We start from the raw sequence: 13832 nt of genomic DNA, 5'->3' as shown, positions 1-13832 counted from the left end.
CAACCGCGCACGACGATGTGCGCCTATTATTAGTTGGGTTTGGCGAGCAAGCGATTCAATGGGTGGGCCGCCCGCGCATTCGGCTTGAACCCTGTAAGCCGCTGCGACGCGACCGACCAGCGCAGCGGCGTGGCGATCGGAATGAACGGGGTGTAGCGCCCCAGCATCGTTTCGATCTCGCCGATCTGGCGCGCGCGCTGGCCACTGTCGATATTGAGCACGGCCTGATCGATCTTCGCCTGTGCCTCGCGGTTGCACAGCGTGTCGCGCTGGCACGACAGCCGGCGGAGCGCCCAGAGGGCGTCGTCATTCGGCGCCACCTCGTCGATCAGGCGCAGGTCCGATGCCGCATCCATAGCGACGCGGCGGCTTTCGATACCGATGCGGGCAAAGTCGGCGGCGACATAGGCAAAGAGGATGCGGCCGCCCGGCGTCTGGGGGACCGCGATGCGGAGCGGCGCAATCTCTCGCCCGGCGGCGCGCCAACTGTCGACCACGCGCTTCGACTGGGCGAAGCGCGAATCATTGTCGAAGTCGGCCCAGGCGGGTTGCAAGGGTTCAGGGCCGCCGTCGCGGCGGTAGACTGCCGGCCGAAGCGCGCGCTGCGGCTGCCATTCGGCAAGGCCGAAGGCGTCGATCAGGCGCTGCCGCCGCACGACGCGCGACAGGGCATCGCGGTTGATGTCGGAGGCGAGGAACCCTTCGGCGCTGGTGAAAGAAAGGCCGAAAAGCCCCGGCACCGGATCGACGATGAGGCGCGAGCGGCCGATGCTGGACACGAGGAAATAGGGGAGGGTCGAAAAGCGGCCGCCGATCACCCCGTCGGCATAGCCATTATTGTAGCGGGCCAGCGCCCCGGCGGGCGTCGTGCCGACGAGTTCGACCGACGCGGCGGGATCGTTTGCGGCGGCTTCGGCGGCCTCGGGATCGTCGGCGAGCGGGTCGGGCGCGGGCGTCAGCAGCAGCGCGCGTCCGGCCTTGCGCGATCGCATCGGCCCCCAGCCCATGCCCTTGTAGACGATCGTCAACGAAGGCTGCGCGAGCAGTTCGAGCATATTGGGCTGCGGCACTGCGAGCCGGATTTCGATGACCTGATCGGTCATCGCACGGATCGTCTCGATCTCCGGGAAATCGTCCTTCAGCAGGTTGCGGCTGTTCGTGCCAAGATAGCCGCGCAGCACCGAAACCACGTCGTCGGCCGTGACTTCGCGACCGTTCGACCATTTTGCCTCGCGCAGCCGGAAAATATAGCTGCGCCCGTCGCCGGTCACCGTCCAGCGTTCGGCAAGACCGGTGTCGATCTGGCCGTCGGCGTCATAGCCGACAAGCCCCTGCGCCGTCATTTCGAGCAGCGCTGCATTGGGCGAGGACAGTTCGCCGTTGAGCGGGCTCGCCGCGGCGTTGAGCGGCCCCATCGCGGCGATCCGCACCGGACCCCCGCCACCGCCGAAAAGGCCGCATCCGGCGAGCGCGGCGACCAGCAGCGCGGTGCCCGCGAACCGCGCGCCGCGGCGCGAACGGAGGCTGCGGCGCGTCATATCCCTGTGCCTCCCCTGTGCCAGCGGTTGGTGCGGACGGCGGGACTCGAACCCGCACACCCGTTCGGATAGCAGATTTTAAGTCTGCTGCGTCTACCGATTCCGCCACGTCCGCGCACCGCGGCCTGTCATGCCGATGGGTGAGGGGAGGTCAAGTCATCTTTGCCGCTTTGTCCCGGCGCGCTCCTCGGCTAGACCGACGCGCATGACAGCGGTTCTGGAAATTTCCGGTCTGGGAAAGACTTACAAGAGCGGGCATCGCGCTTTGGCGGGTGTCGACCTCAGCATCGAGAAGGGCGAGATATTTGCGTTGCTCGGCCCCAATGGGGCAGGCAAGACGACGCTTATCAGCATCGTCTGCGGTATCGTGACGCCGAGCGAGGGCAGGGTGACGGTCGGTGGTCACGATCATGCCCGCGACTATCGCGCGGCGCGATCGATGATCGGGCTGGTGCCGCAGGAACTGCATACGGATTCGTTCGAAACGGTGATGGCCACCGTGACTTTTTCGCGCGGTCTGTTCGGCAAACCGCGCGATCCGGCGTTCATCGAGCAATTGCTGAAGGATCTGTCGCTGTGGGACAAGCGCGGCAGCAAGATCATGGAATTGTCGGGTGGAATGAAACGCCGCGTGATGATCGCCAAGGCGCTGAGCCACGAACCCGAAATCCTCTTCCTAGACGAACCGACCGCGGGGGTCGACGTCGAACTGCGCCGCGACATGTGGAATATGGTGCGGGGCCTGCGCGAGCGCGGGGTGACGATCATTCTGACCACCCATTATATCGAAGAGGCCGAAGAAATGGCCGACCGCGTTGGCGTCATCACGCGCGGCAAGCTGATCCTCGTCGAAGAGAAGAACGCGCTGATCAAGAAGCTGGGGCGCAAGACGCTGACGCTCAATCTTGCCGAACCGCTCGATGCCATTCCGGCCGAACTCGGCGACTGGACGCTCGAACTGGCGGAGGAGGGGCATGAGCTTGTCTATGAATTCGACAGCCAGGCCGAGGCGACCGGCGTGCCGTCACTGCTACGTCGGATGACCGATATCGGCATCGCCTTCAAGGATCTGCACACACGGCAAAGCTCGCTCGAGGATATTTTCGTCGGGCTGGTACACGAACCCAGGGATGGCGAAGGAGCGGCGACATGATCGGCAACGTCCGCGGTATCCGCGCGATCTACATGTTCGAGATGGCGCGCTTCGGGCGCACGGTGTGGACCAGCCTGATGTTGCCCGTCATCACCACGACGCTCTATTTCGTCGTCTTCGGATCGGCGATCGGTAGCCGGATGAGCGACGTCAGCTCGGTGCCCTATGGCGCGTTCATCGTGCCGGGGCTGATGATGCTGACAATGTTCACCGAAAGCATCAGCAACGCGAGCTTCGGCATCTACATGCCCAAATGGACAGGGACGATCTACGAGATGCTGTCCTCGCCGATGTCGCCGCTCGAATTGCTGATCGCCTATGTCGGCGCGGCGGCAACCAAATCGGTAATCATCGGCGCGATCATTTTCGCGACCGCGCATCTGTTCGTCGACATTCAGGTCGCGCATCCGTTGCTGATGGTCGGCTTCATGGTGCTGATGGCGGTGACCTTCTGCCTCTTCGGCTTCATCATTGGCATCTGGGCGCAGAGCTTTGAACAGCTGCAGGTGATCCCGTTGCTCGTCGTCTATCCGCTGACCTTCCTGGGCGGCGCCTTCTATTCGCTCGACATGCTGCCCGCCGCGTGGCGCGCGGTGACGCTGTTCAATCCCGTCGTCTATCTGATCAGCGGCTTTCGCTGGACCTTTTTCGGACAGGGCGACGTGGCGATCGAGGTCAGCATGGGCGCGGTGGCGCTCTTTCTGGCGCTGTGCCTCGGCCTGATCTTCTGGATGTTCCGCACGGGCTACCGGCTCAAGAACTGAGGGCGTGCATGGCGAGCGTCAAGATCGCTAAGGAGTAGGCGGAGATGAAAACTCCAAAGATTCTGTTGGCAGGTTTGGCGTTCTTCCTCGTTCCTACAACAGCCGACGTAGAGGCCGAAGAACGCGCGGCGTGTGCCTATGACCGAAACGCCATACTGCAACTTGATCCGAATATGTTCGATCAGGATGACAAGGCCGGTTGGCGAGAGCTCGCCAATCGAGACGGATGCCAAGCTGCCGCCGCTGATGCGATCGCATTATATATCGAAAGTCACCGAGAAACATTGGTGCGACAGTGGCAGCTGCCTTCCTTCAAATGGCACGAGGCGCAGCTCCGCGCTATGGCGGGACAGGTTTCGCAGGCCACTCGCCTGATGCGCCAGTCGATCAAGCCGGAGAAGGGCCCCGAGGGCTTTGAAGGCTGGACCGACTACGCGCTGCCTTGGAACCAATATGTCTTGGCAACGATCGCCTTTCTGGAGGGAGACATGGATGCGCTGAAGGAGGCGCGGGACCGTCTTGCCAACTCGCCCATGCCGCCGGGTTTCGATACACTTGATCGATCGCAGGTCAGTGTCCCGCCGTCTTGGCCGCTGAATCTCGATGTGGTCGATGGATTGATCGCCTGCATTGGGCAACCATATCAGGAAGCATATGGGAGTGCGCATTGTCGGGATGTCGGCAAGCAGGAAGCGCGGCGCAAGCATTGAGCCCCCGCGCTCCGTTGATTGACAGGAAGGCCGCAGAAAAATCCCGCGAAACCGGTCTTTTCTGCGGCTGGCTTTGGCTTGGCCGTTCAGCCGTTCAGCCGCTCGCGCATTTCCTTGCCCGGCTTGAAATAGGGCACGCTCTTGGCGCTTACCGCGACCGGCGCGCCGGTGCGCGGATTGCGCCCGGTGCGCGACTCGCGTTCGCGGGTTGAGAAGGCGCCGAAGCCGCGCAGCTCGACGCGGCCCCCCGCCGCAAGCTGCTCGACGATGGCGTCGAAGAATTCATCGATGATGCGTTCCACCTCTTCGAGGCGCAAATCGCTGTTTTCACTCGCGATCATTTGAACCAGTTCCGACCGGATCATCAGCTTCCCCTAGTTATCACGCGCGCCCCACGGGCGCAGGCCATCCGGTCTTTGCCGGTTCCACAGCGTGAGGACCCCTCCCAACGCGGCATCGAACCTATCATGATTCAGGGTTCTTTCAAAACATATCGCTGAAAGAAAAAGGCCCGCAGAGGGACACTCTGCGGGTCTTTTGTTTCACCGCAAAAGCGGGGAAGGATTAATCCTTCTTGCCGGCCTTCAGCGCTTCGCCGAGGATGTCGCCGAGCGACGCACCCGAATCCGACGAACCATATTGTGCGACGGCTTCCTTTTCTTCGGCGATCTGCATCGCCTTGACAGAGAAGCTGGGCTTCTTCGAACGGTCGAAGCCGGTGACCATCGCGTCGAACTTCTGACCGACCTGATAGCGTTCGGGACGCTGTTCGTCGCGGTCGCGGCCGAGGTCGGCGCGCTTGATGAAGCCGGTGGCGCCATCTTCGCCGGCCTGGACTTCGAGACCGTTGTCGCGGACTTCGAGGACCGAGACGGTGACGACATCGTTCTTCTTCAGCGAGCCCGAAGCGGCGACACCGCCGCCGACGGCCGGAGCACCCTTTTCAAGCTGCTTGATGCCGAGGCTGATGCGTTCCTTCTCGACGTCGACGTCGAGAACGACGACCTGCACATTCTCGCCCTTGCGGTGGAGGTGCAGCGCTTCTTCGCCCGAGATGCCCCACGCGATGTCCGACATGTGAACCATGCCGTCGACGTCGCCCGGAAGGCCGACGAACAGACCGAATTCGGTCGCGTTCTTGACTTCGCCTTCGACAACCGAGCCAACCGGATGCGCTTCTGCGAAGGCACCCCAGGGGTTCGACTGGGCCTGCTTGAGGCCAAGCGAGATGCGGCGCTTGTCGCTGTCGACTTCGAGGACGATGACGTCGACTTCCTGGCTCGTCGAAACGATCTTGCCGGGGTGGACGTTCTTCTTGACCCACGACATTTCGCTGACGTGGACCAGGCCTTCGATGCCGGGTTCGAGTTCGACGAACGCACCATAGTCGGTGATGTTCGTGACCGTGCCGGTGAGCTTCGCACCGACCGGATACTTGGCGGCGACGCCTTCCCACGGATCGCTTTCGAGCTGCTTCATGCCGAGGCTGATGCGCTGCGTATCGCGATTGATGCGGATGATCTGCACCTTAACCGTGTCACCGATGTTGATGACTTCGCTCGGGTGGTTGACGCGCTTGTAGCTCATGTCGGTGACATGGAGCAGGCCGTCGATGCCGCCGAGGTCAACGAACGCACCATAATCGGTGATGTTCTTGACCGCGCCTTCGATGATCTGACCTTCTTCCAGGTTCTGGATCAGGCCCGAACGCTGTTCGGCGCGCGTTTCTTCAAGGATGGCGCGGCGCGACACGACGATATTGCCGCGGCGGCGATCCATCTTGAGGATCTGGAACGGCTGCGGCAGATCCATGAGCGGGCCGACGTCGCGCACGGGGCGGATGTCGACCTGGCTGCCGGGAAGGAACGCCACGGCGCCGCCAAGGTCGACGGTGAAGCCGCCCTTGACGCGGCCGAAGATAACGCCTTCGACGCGGGCTTCCTTGTTGAATTCTTCTTCCAGGCGGTCCCAGGCGGCTTCGCGGCGAGCGCGGTCGCGCGACAGCATGGTTTCGCCATTGGCGTTTTCGACGCGGTCGACATAGACTTCGACTTCGTCGCCGACGTTGAGGTCGGCCTTCTGGCCGGGCATCGCGAATTCGCGAAGCGGCACGCGGCCTTCGCTCTTCAGGCCGATGTCGATCACTGCCAGGTCATTTTCGATCGCGGTCACGGTGCCCTTGACGACGCGGCCTTCAAAGCCGCCATCAGCACCACCCAGCGATTCGTCGAGCATCGCGGCGAAATCGTCGCGCGACGGAAAAGCCGTAGAGGCCATATGGGTTCTTCCTTACTTCATTTGTTCCGGCCAAGCGGTTGGTTCCGCTGGTCTTGTGGCCGATCCGTCCTGCCCGCCGATTGCGAAGCAGAACATCCTCAAGACCGGTTGGCGGCAGAAGCACGGGCAAAGCAAAAAGGGCGCGACGGGGATAGCCCATCACGCCCGACGCTCGATAGAGAGCGACGGTTCGTCCGTGCCTCGACCGGCCACAAGGCCCGTCGGACGGCGCGCGTATAGTCGCGAACGCGGCTTTCGGCAAGGCGAAAAGCCCTGTCGGCCGCGGACTCCCGTCAGCCGCGCGCCTTTGTCCGTTCGGTGACGAAGGCGATGGCGGCGGCGATCGCGGCATCGCGGTCCATCGCCGAGGTGTCGAGCAGCATCGCATCGTCGGCGCGGAGCAGGGGGGCGTCGGCACGGCCCATATCGCGGGCGTCGCGGGCGTGGATGTCGGCGAGCACGGCGTCATAGCCGATTTCGACCCCGCGCCCCAGCATCTCGGCATGGCGGCGGCGGGCGCGTTCTTCGGCGCTTGCCGTCACGAACAGTTTGGCGTCGGCGTGCGGCGCGATCACGGTGCCGATATCGCGCCCGTCGAGCACGGCGCCGCCAGGCTGGTTGGCGAAATCGACCTGCCGCTGGAACAGCGCCTTGCGCACCGCAGGATGCACCGACGCGCGGCTGGCGAGGCTGCCCGTGCTTTCGTAGCGAAGCGCGGGATCGTCGAGCAAGGCGTCCGGAAAATCGCAGGCGACGAGGGCGTCGGCCGCCTTGTCCGGATCGCCATAATTGAGCTGCGTCTGATAGCCCACAGCGCGATAGAGCAGCCCGGTATCGAGCACGGGGAGGCCGAAATGCTCGGCAAGCGCCTTGGCGATAGTGCCCTTGCCCGACGCAGTAGGGCCGTCGACCGCGATAATCATGCCGAATCACCGCGGGTACGGCGCGCGCGAAGGGCGCGCAGCAAGCCCCAGGAAGCGATCAGCGCCCAAGCCGCTTCGAGCAGAAACGCCGCCAAGTTGAAATGAACCGACAGCGAGATCAGCAGCAAAATCGCGCCGACAAGGTTCACCGCATTGAACAGCAACTGATCCAGCATCTTGGCCATGTTTGCATAGGCGAACGCAGCGATGAACAGGATGCTGCCGATGATGCCGATCGCGTTCGCGGCAAAGGAGGAGATATAGGCGCTCATACGAATTGATAGCCGTCAAATCGCACGCGGAGCAGCCGGCCATCGTGGTCGAAGCCGATTTCGACCCAGCCGGGGTTGAGCGTCGCGCCGCATTCGACGGGGCCGACGTTTCCCGACACGAGCGACGGATCGCAGTCGAACGCCACATCGGGCAGAAAGCGGCGAACCCGGGCCCTCACCTCGGACTGGTCGCGCGCCGCCCCGATATCGAGCGCGCCGATCGGTCGCCCTTCGAACTCGCTTGCCTCCACCGTCTTGATCATGACACGGAGGTCGTCGGCGCCGTCTCCGTACAGAAAATGACGCACACCGGCGGCGTCGCGCCGTTCGCAGCCCTCGTCGGGGATGCAGGGCTCGTCGTCGATCGGCCGAAGTCCGCTGCCGGCGTCTGCCGCACGGCTATCGATCGGATAATCGGAAAAGCTCCGGTCGACCCGAAGCTGCGCACCGCTCGGACAATATTCGACGTCGCCGTCGCACGTCGCGCTGGTGACCGATGCCGTCGGGTCCGGCGCGCGCGCTGTATCGGCAAAGGCGCCCGCCGTGTCGGCGGTTGTCGGAAGGGTGGCGCCCTGTTGCGCGCCGGCCGCGCCGGCACTTAGGCCGAGGAGCGCGATCGGGGCCGCGATGGACAGGATGGGACGACGGTTCATCGCTGCAGGCCCTCCAGCAACGCCTCGAAATTGGGAAAGCTCGTTGCGACCGGTGCCATATCGTCGATCGTCACGGGGGCCTTGCTGACGAGGCCCGCGATGGCGAAGCTCATGCAGATGCGGTGGTCGAGGTGGCCGGCGATGGTCGCGCCGCCGGGCAGCGGGTCGCCGCCGGTGCCGTGGATGACGAGGCCGTCCTCGCTCTCCTCGACCCGCACGCCGATCGCCGCGAGGCCCGCGGCCATGACCGACAGCCGGTCGCTTTCCTTGACGCGCAGCTCGTCGAGGCCGGTCGTCACGGTCGTCCCCTCGGCAAGCGCGGCGGCGACGAAGAGAATCGGATATTCGTCGATCATGCTCGGCGCGACTGCCGGATCGACCGCGATGCCGCGGAGCAGGCTGTGGCGGACGCGCAGGTCGGCGACGGGCTCGCCGCCGACTTCGCGCGCATCGAGCAGTTCGATATCCCCGCCCATCGCCTTCAACACCTCGACCAGGCCGGCGCGGGTCGGGTTGAGGCCGACATTGGCAATAGTGACGTCCGATCCGGGGACGAGCAGCGCCGCAACGATGAAGAAAGCGGCCGACGAGGGGTCGCCCGGAACGACGATCGTTTGCGGCCGCAATTCGGCTTCGCCCATCACCGAAATCCAGCGGGTGCCGTCGGGTTCTACTTCGACGTCCAGCGTGGCGCCGAAGCCCTTGAGCATCCGTTCGCTATGGTCGCGCGTCGGCACGGGTTCGATCACGGTGGTGATTCCCGGCGTATTGAGGCCGGCGAGCAGGATCGCCGACTTGACCTGCGCCGAGGCGACCGGAAGCCGATATTCGATCGGCACCGCGGGCGCGAGGCCGCGCACCATCAAGGGAAGGCGGCCACCCGGCGAGGCCGAGATGTCAGCGCCCATCTGCGACAACGGATCGATGACGCGCCCCATCGGGCGTCCCGACAGGCTGGCATCGCCGACGAAAGTGGTCGTGATCGGATGGCTGGAAACAAGGCCCATCAGCAGGCGCGTCGAGGTGCCGCTGTTGCCCATGTCGAGCGCTTCGCGCGGCTGGAGCAGGCCACCGACACCGACGCCTTCAATGACCCATTCGCCGTCGCCGGTGCGGTCGATATTCGCGCCCATCGCGCGCATGGCCGCGGCGGTGGCGAGGACATCATGCCCCTCAAGCAGCCCGCTCACGCGGCTGGTGCCGACCGCGAGCGCCGACAACATCAGGGCGCGATGCGAAATGCTCTTGTCGCCGGGAATCGCGATCCTACCTTTAAGCGGAGCGGACGCGGCGAAGCTGCGGGGGCGGGCATTCTGGTCAGTCATGGCGTGCGGCTTTTGACAGCGGCCCGACAATCTGGCAAGGCGCACGCCGATTTGACGGATCGCCGGCCCGGCGCCCATCTTTTTCCGAAATATCAACCGATTTCCAAAAGGTTACGAGGCTTATATGGTAAAGGCTGAATGGGGCACGAAGCGTAGCTGCCCGAAATGTGCCACCCGATTCTACGATTTGACCAAGGATGATCCGGTCAGCTGCATCAATTGCGGCTATTCCTGGATTCCGGAATCGGTGCTGAAATCGAAGCAGCCGATGCCCTTCGAGGAAGTCGAGAAGCCGACCAAGGTCAAGGAAGAGGCCATCGACGAGGATCTGGATCTGGACGTGGATGTCGATGAAGACAGCGATTCGCCGGATAACGATGTCGATCTGGGCGGCGATGACGATCTGGGCGTCGCCACCGGCGACGACGAAGACGACGAAAGCTGATTTTTCGGCGAGGGGCCAAAAAAGCATCGCGGAGATGCATTTGGCCCCTTGCATCGAACGCAGGCGCTGCTAAAGGCGGCGTCCCGGTCGCACCACCCAGGGCGGCCAGACGAAATGGCACGGGGCCTTAGCTCAGCTGGGAGAGCGCTACAATGGCATTGTAGAGGTCAGCGGTTCGATCCCGCTAGGCTCCACCATTTCCTCGAAAACAAGAGGTCCGACGCACCGGCGTTCGGGCCTTTTTCTTTGCCGTGCCGGTTGGCGTGGCGCGTCAGAGCGCCATTTCTTCCTTTTCGAACAAGGGTTCGAAGCCGATCGGGTCGGCCAGGCTGATCCGGTCGAGGATCGCGGCGGTATCGTCGCGCACCTTCAGCATCAGCGTGCGCATCCGGCATTCGGCTTCGGGCAGGCAATTCTTGCAGGTTTCGTGGGCATTGCGGCTGGCACACGGGACCAGCGCGAGCGACCCGCGCGTCAGCCGGACAAGATCGCCATAGCTGATGTCGACCGGCGGCAGCGCAAGCTGATAGCCGCCATCGCGTCCGCGCTGCGAGATGAGCAACCCTTCGCGCGCCATTTCCGACAGGATGACGGTCAGGAATTTGGGCGGGATATTCTGCGCCTCGGCAATGTCCGCGAGTTGGACCTGACCCTTGCCCCAATGATCGGCAAGATGCTGAAAGGCACGTATCGTGTAGCGGGTCTTCTGCGAGAGCATGGCGCGCTGTCTGATCCACTTTGCCGATAATTTCAACCTCCCGACATGACAATTATCGCCTCAGCGCCAGCCCCATTGATTGAAATCACAGCGCGGCGTAGTTTCGCGGCGATAAGCGGGGTCGCGATCACAGGTTTTGGCACGGGTTTTTTGGAGCCGCATATGAAGCGAATCATGTTGGTCCCCGCCTGGGCCGCCGTCACCCTGCTGGCGGTGGCGCCCGCGCAGGCACAGTTCGGCGGGCTGCTGCGCAAGGTCACGACGCCGACCCCCGCCCCGACGTCGAGCGAAAGCGACAACGGCGGTTGTCCCAAGGGCAAGAAGGGCAGCAGCGTCGGCCGCGGCATATTGGGCGGTGTGATCCGCGATGCGGTGGGCGACGCGGCCAGCAAGGCGGGCGTCTATTCCTATGTCCCGATCGCCGAGGTCAGCGGAACGCTGACCGACGCCATCGCTTGCCGCCTCGACCCCGCCGAACAGGTGCAGGCCGCCAAGGCCACCGAAGAGGTGACACGCGGCGAAGCGGTCGGCACGACGTCGAACTGGACCAGCGAAACGCGCGACAATGTCAGCGGGTCGTCGACCGTGGCTTCGATCAACACAGAGGACGGCGGCAGGAAGTGCATGACCGTCAACGACTTCGTGATCGTCGATGGCGAGGAAACCCGTGTGTCGAAACGCATGTGCAAGGGGCCGGGTGATACGCGCTATGTTCTTGCGGCCTGAATTGCCGAAGCTCGCCCTCACGGCGCTTGCGGTCGTCAGCCTGACCGCGGCGACCGAGATGGACCCGATCAATCCGACCTGTCCGCTCAACCCCAATTGGTCGGCCAATCCGACGATGAAGCTGACGGTCGAAAAGCGCGGCGCGATGAAGGTGATGCTCGCCGAAGGCCGCGTTGATTCGGGACTGCCCGACCGGCTGAGCGCCGCGCTGAAGGCCAATCCGGACGTATCCGAGATATGGCTGCGTTCGCCCGGCGGCGATGCGCGCGCCGGCAACGCCGCGGGGCGCATCATCCGGTCGAACCCCGGCCTTGCGACGCGCATACCGAGCGGCTGGGCCTGTTTCAGCGCCTGCAATTTCGTCTTCATGGGCGGCGCGCCGCGGCTGATCGAGCCGGGCGGCGAGTTCATCGTCCATATGTTCACCAGCACCGGCGACCGCTCGCTGATCGACGAAAGCGTGGCGATGGGCACCGATGCGACGACCGAGCTGATCGGCGACGTCGAACAGGACAGCGCGCTGCTGGCGAGCGAGGACAATGATTTCCTGATCAAGATGGGCGTGTCGCGCAAATTGCTGACCGACATCATGTATCGGCAGAAGGCGGTGAGGGGCAGCGGCCCGGACAAATCGACGCGCCGCTGCCTGACGCTCGACGAAGCGCTGAAATATGGCGTGACCTACGCGGTAGAATAGCGACGGCTGAACAGCGTTGCATATCGCAACGAAACGCATAGACTGGCCGCCGATATATGGGAGAGCCAGCCATGACCGACATGACGCACGATCACGCGTCCTTCCGTTCGATGATCGACGGCACACAGGAAGATTGGGATATCATCGCGCGCGAGCAGAAGGAATTCGCGCCGCAGAACGGCAAGCGCATCCTCGATCATCTGAAACTGCTTGGCGGCGATTATGGCGGCTTTCCCGTTGCTCGGCTCGAGCATTGCCTGCAGACCGCGACGCGCGCGCATCGCGATGGGCGCGACGAGGAATATGTGGTGATGGCGCTGCTCCACGACATCGGCGACACGCTGGGCGCATTCAACCATCCCGATGTCGCGGCGGCGATCCTCAAGCCCTTCCTGTCGGAAGAAAATCTTTGGATCGTCCAGCACCACGGCATCTTCCAGGGCCATTATTTCTTCCACTATCTCGGGCTCGACCGCGACATGCGCGACCAGTTCAAGGACCATCCCTATTACGCGGCGTGCGCCGAATTCTGCGAAAAATATGACGCGCCAGCGTTCGACCCCGACTATGAAAGCGAGCCGCTGGAATTCTTCGAGCCGATGGTGATGCGTCTCTGCTCCTATCCGCGCACGAGCATCTACAAGAAGATTATGGTCGAAGAAGCGGCGGAGTAAGCCCCAGCGTTCATGGGTAATACCCGGCGAAAGCCGGGGTCAGAAGGCGCGCAAAAGGACCCCGGCTTTCGCCGGGGAGCACTAGTAGTTCACTTGCCCTTGAACTCGGTCGTGCGCTTCTGAAGGAAGGCCGCGATGCCCTCGGCGGCATCGGCGCTGTTGCCGGCCAGATACTGGCCCATCGCCTCGGCGTCGAGCGTGTCGGCATAGCTTTGCGTCAACCCGCCGCGCAGCACCTTGCGCATCGTGCGGAGCGCAACCGTCGGTCCGCTGGCCAGCCGCTTTGCGAGCGCTTCGGCTTCAGCCATCAGCGCGTCATCCTCGACCGCCTTGTAAATCAGTCCCCAATCGGCGGCCTGTTCGGCCGAGATTTTCTCGCCGAGCATCATCATCTGCGTCGCGCGCGGCAGGCCGACGAGCCGTGGCAGCAGCCACGACGATCCCCCGTCGGGGACGAGGCCGATATTGACGAAAGCCTGGAGGAAATAGGCGCTTTTGCCAGCAATCGCGAAATCGCCCGACAGCGCAAAGCTGCATCCGACCCCTGCGGCGGGGCCGTTGACCGCGGTCACGACCGGAATGTCGAGATTGGCGAGCGCGAGCAGCATCGGGTTATAATGGTTGCGCAGCGCCTTGCGACTGTTCGCGCCGCCGCCGACAGCGGTTGCGCTGCGATCGCCCGCCAGATCCGCGCCCGAACAGAAACCGCGACCCTCACCGGTAATCAGCAGCGCACGCGCGCCAAGGACGCCCATCCAGTCGAGCGCGGCGCGGATATCGTCGGCCATCGCGGGCGGCATCGAATTGAGCCGTTCGGGACGGTTGAGCGTGATCTTCGCGACATTGTCGCTGCACGCGAGCTTGATCGTGTCGAAGGTCGGTATGTCGGTCATAGGGAAGAATCCTCTCGCGGTCTTTACCTTTACGTTCACGTAAAGGTGTGACCGATTCGGAGGA

Annotated in this window: 16 protein-coding genes and 2 tRNA genes; 8 read left to right on the top strand and 10 right to left on the bottom strand. The window is 63.7% G+C overall.

Features of this window, described 5'->3' with window-relative positions; all coding sequences use genetic code 11:
• Positions 1 to 29 precede the first annotated feature (29 nt).
• Complete coding sequence (locus AOA14_RS15945) at positions 30 to 1538, bottom strand: ABC transporter substrate-binding protein (protein ID WP_062902494.1); 1509 nt, start codon at positions 1536 to 1538, stop codon at positions 30 to 32.
• Between the two features lie 28 nt (positions 1539 to 1566).
• Positions 1567 to 1653, bottom strand: a tRNA-Leu gene (locus tag AOA14_RS15940).
• A gap of 90 nt (positions 1654 to 1743) precedes the next feature.
• Between AOA14_RS15940 and AOA14_RS15935 the strand changes: the two genes are divergently transcribed.
• The 3 genes from AOA14_RS15935 to AOA14_RS15925 are packed head-to-tail and all read left to right on the top strand — an operon-like array spanning position 1744 to position 4165.
• Entirely contained in the window at positions 1744 to 2691 is a 948-nt protein-coding gene (locus AOA14_RS15935; RefSeq protein WP_062902493.1) for an ABC transporter ATP-binding protein, read from the top strand.
• Positions 2688 to 3455 (top strand): ABC transporter permease, encoded by a 768-nt coding sequence (locus AOA14_RS15930; protein ID WP_003044212.1) that lies wholly within the window; start codon positions 2688 to 2690, stop codon positions 3453 to 3455. The genes AOA14_RS15935 and AOA14_RS15930 overlap by 4 nt, the downstream gene beginning before the upstream one ends.
• Positions 3456 to 3499: 44 nt before the next feature.
• Positions 3500 to 4165 (top strand): hypothetical protein, encoded by a 666-nt coding sequence (locus tag AOA14_RS15925; RefSeq protein WP_202988289.1) that lies wholly within the window; start codon positions 3500 to 3502, stop codon positions 4163 to 4165.
• A gap of 86 nt (positions 4166 to 4251) precedes the next feature.
• Here the strand turns inward: AOA14_RS15925 and AOA14_RS15920 are convergent, their stop codons facing one another.
• From AOA14_RS15920 to aroA, 6 genes are all read right to left on the bottom strand, one after another.
• A complete protein-coding gene (locus tag AOA14_RS15920; RefSeq protein WP_003044209.1) occupies positions 4252 to 4530 on the bottom strand; it encodes an integration host factor subunit beta in 279 nt (92 codons plus the stop codon).
• A 199-nt stretch (positions 4531 to 4729) separates the two neighbouring features.
• Positions 4730 to 6442 carry a 30S ribosomal protein S1 gene (gene rpsA / locus AOA14_RS15915; protein WP_003044206.1) on the bottom strand — a complete coding sequence of 571 codons (1713 nt, stop codon included), beginning with the start codon at positions 6440 to 6442 and terminating at the stop codon, positions 4730 to 4732.
• 293 nt (positions 6443 to 6735) lie between these two features.
• Complete coding sequence (locus AOA14_RS15910; RefSeq protein WP_062902491.1) at positions 6736 to 7365, bottom strand: (d)CMP kinase; 630 nt, start codon at positions 7363 to 7365, stop codon at positions 6736 to 6738.
• Complete coding sequence (locus tag AOA14_RS15905; protein WP_238929675.1) at positions 7362 to 7637, bottom strand: CBU_0592 family membrane protein; 276 nt, start codon at positions 7635 to 7637, stop codon at positions 7362 to 7364. The genes AOA14_RS15910 and AOA14_RS15905 overlap by 4 nt, the downstream gene beginning before the upstream one ends.
• Positions 7634 to 8290: a hypothetical protein gene (locus AOA14_RS15900; RefSeq protein ID WP_062902490.1), complete on the bottom strand. Its 657-nt coding sequence runs from the start codon at positions 8288 to 8290 to the stop codon at positions 7634 to 7636. The genes AOA14_RS15905 and AOA14_RS15900 overlap by 4 nt, the downstream gene beginning before the upstream one ends.
• Positions 8287 to 9615, bottom strand: coding sequence for a 3-phosphoshikimate 1-carboxyvinyltransferase (gene aroA, locus AOA14_RS15895; protein ID WP_062903213.1), 1329 nt, complete (start codon positions 9613 to 9615; stop codon positions 8287 to 8289). Before aroA ends, AOA14_RS15900 begins: the two co-directional genes overlap by 4 nt.
• Positions 9616 to 9739: 124 nt before the next feature.
• Between aroA and AOA14_RS15890 the strand changes: the two genes are divergently transcribed.
• A complete protein-coding gene (locus tag AOA14_RS15890) occupies positions 9740 to 10060 on the top strand; it encodes a TIGR02300 family protein (RefSeq protein WP_003044196.1) in 321 nt (106 codons plus the stop codon).
• Positions 10061 to 10181: 121 nt separating this feature from the next.
• Positions 10182 to 10257: transfer RNA gene (locus AOA14_RS15885), tRNA-Ala, on the top strand.
• A gap of 74 nt (positions 10258 to 10331) precedes the next feature.
• Here AOA14_RS15885 and AOA14_RS15880 read toward each other — a convergent pair.
• The gene (locus AOA14_RS15880; RefSeq protein ID WP_058811379.1) at positions 10332 to 10778 is read right to left on the bottom strand and encodes an RrF2 family transcriptional regulator; all 447 of its coding nucleotides are present in this window, start codon (positions 10776 to 10778) and stop codon (positions 10332 to 10334) included.
• Between the two features lie 162 nt (positions 10779 to 10940).
• Here AOA14_RS15880 and AOA14_RS15875 point away from each other — a divergent pair, with 162 nt between their 5' ends.
• The 3 genes from AOA14_RS15875 (at position 10941) to AOA14_RS15865 (ending at position 12875) form a co-directional block, all read left to right on the top strand.
• A complete protein-coding gene (locus AOA14_RS15875) occupies positions 10941 to 11504 on the top strand; it encodes a hypothetical protein (protein ID WP_058811854.1) in 564 nt (187 codons plus the stop codon).
• Positions 11488 to 12201 carry a COG3904 family protein gene (locus AOA14_RS15870; protein WP_062902489.1) on the top strand — a complete coding sequence of 238 codons (714 nt, stop codon included), beginning with the start codon at positions 11488 to 11490 and terminating at the stop codon, positions 12199 to 12201. Before AOA14_RS15875 ends, AOA14_RS15870 begins: the two co-directional genes overlap by 17 nt.
• 71 nt (positions 12202 to 12272) lie before the next feature.
• Positions 12273 to 12875, top strand: a complete 603-nt coding sequence (locus AOA14_RS15865) for an HD domain-containing protein (protein WP_062902488.1) — start codon at positions 12273 to 12275, stop codon at positions 12873 to 12875.
• An 89-nt stretch (positions 12876 to 12964) separates the two neighbouring features.
• Here AOA14_RS15865 and AOA14_RS15860 read toward each other — a convergent pair whose 3' ends face one another.
• Positions 12965 to 13768 carry an enoyl-CoA hydratase-related protein gene (locus AOA14_RS15860; RefSeq protein ID WP_062902487.1) on the bottom strand — a complete coding sequence of 268 codons (804 nt, stop codon included), beginning with the start codon at positions 13766 to 13768 and terminating at the stop codon, positions 12965 to 12967.
• Between the last annotated feature and the right edge of the window lie 64 nt (positions 13769 to 13832).

It is taken from the genome of Sphingopyxis terrae subsp. terrae NBRC 15098, assembly GCF_001610975.1.
In the GTDB taxonomy this organism is placed as follows: domain Bacteria; phylum Pseudomonadota; class Alphaproteobacteria; order Sphingomonadales; family Sphingomonadaceae; genus Sphingopyxis; species Sphingopyxis terrae_A.
Note: the sequence above shows the minus strand (reverse complement) of the source record. Positions and strands in the feature narration are given on the sequence as shown.

Excerpts from the sequence above, each read along its gene's own strand:
- AOA14_RS15865 (WP_062902488.1), top strand. The coding sequence starts at position 12,273 with ATGACCGACATGACGCACGATCACGCGTCCTTCCGTTCGATGATCGAC.
- aroA (WP_062903213.1), bottom strand. The coding sequence starts at position 9,615 with ATGACTGACCAGAATGCCCGCCCCCGCAGCTTCGCCGCGTCCGCTCCG.
- AOA14_RS15935 (WP_062902493.1), top strand. The coding sequence starts at position 1,744 with ATGACAGCGGTTCTGGAAATTTCCGGTCTGGGAAAGACTTACAAGAGC.
- AOA14_RS15905 (WP_238929675.1), bottom strand. The coding sequence starts at position 7,637 with ATGAGCGCCTATATCTCCTCCTTTGCCGCGAACGCGATCGGCATCATC.
- AOA14_RS15930 (WP_003044212.1), top strand. The coding sequence starts at position 2,688 with ATGATCGGCAACGTCCGCGGTATCCGCGCGATCTACATGTTCGAGATG.
- AOA14_RS15910 (WP_062902491.1), bottom strand. The coding sequence starts at position 7,365 with ATGATTATCGCGGTCGACGGCCCTACTGCGTCGGGCAAGGGCACTATC.
- AOA14_RS15860 (WP_062902487.1), bottom strand. The coding sequence starts at position 13,768 with ATGACCGACATACCGACCTTCGACACGATCAAGCTCGCGTGCAGCGAC.
- AOA14_RS15880 (WP_058811379.1), bottom strand. The coding sequence starts at position 10,778 with ATGCTCTCGCAGAAGACCCGCTACACGATACGTGCCTTTCAGCATCTT.
- AOA14_RS15920 (WP_003044209.1), bottom strand. The coding sequence starts at position 4,530 with ATGATCCGGTCGGAACTGGTTCAAATGATCGCGAGTGAAAACAGCGAT.
- AOA14_RS15945 (WP_062902494.1), bottom strand. The coding sequence starts at position 1,538 with ATGACGCGCCGCAGCCTCCGTTCGCGCCGCGGCGCGCGGTTCGCGGGC.
- rpsA (WP_003044206.1), bottom strand. The coding sequence starts at position 6,442 with ATGGCCTCTACGGCTTTTCCGTCGCGCGACGATTTCGCCGCGATGCTC.
- AOA14_RS15875 (WP_058811854.1), top strand. The coding sequence starts at position 10,941 with ATGAAGCGAATCATGTTGGTCCCCGCCTGGGCCGCCGTCACCCTGCTG.
- AOA14_RS15900 (WP_062902490.1), bottom strand. The coding sequence starts at position 8,290 with ATGAACCGTCGTCCCATCCTGTCCATCGCGGCCCCGATCGCGCTCCTC.
- AOA14_RS15925 (WP_202988289.1), top strand. The coding sequence starts at position 3,500 with ATGAAAACTCCAAAGATTCTGTTGGCAGGTTTGGCGTTCTTCCTCGTT.
- AOA14_RS15870 (WP_062902489.1), top strand. The coding sequence starts at position 11,488 with ATGTTCTTGCGGCCTGAATTGCCGAAGCTCGCCCTCACGGCGCTTGCG.
- AOA14_RS15890 (WP_003044196.1), top strand. The coding sequence starts at position 9,740 with ATGGTAAAGGCTGAATGGGGCACGAAGCGTAGCTGCCCGAAATGTGCC.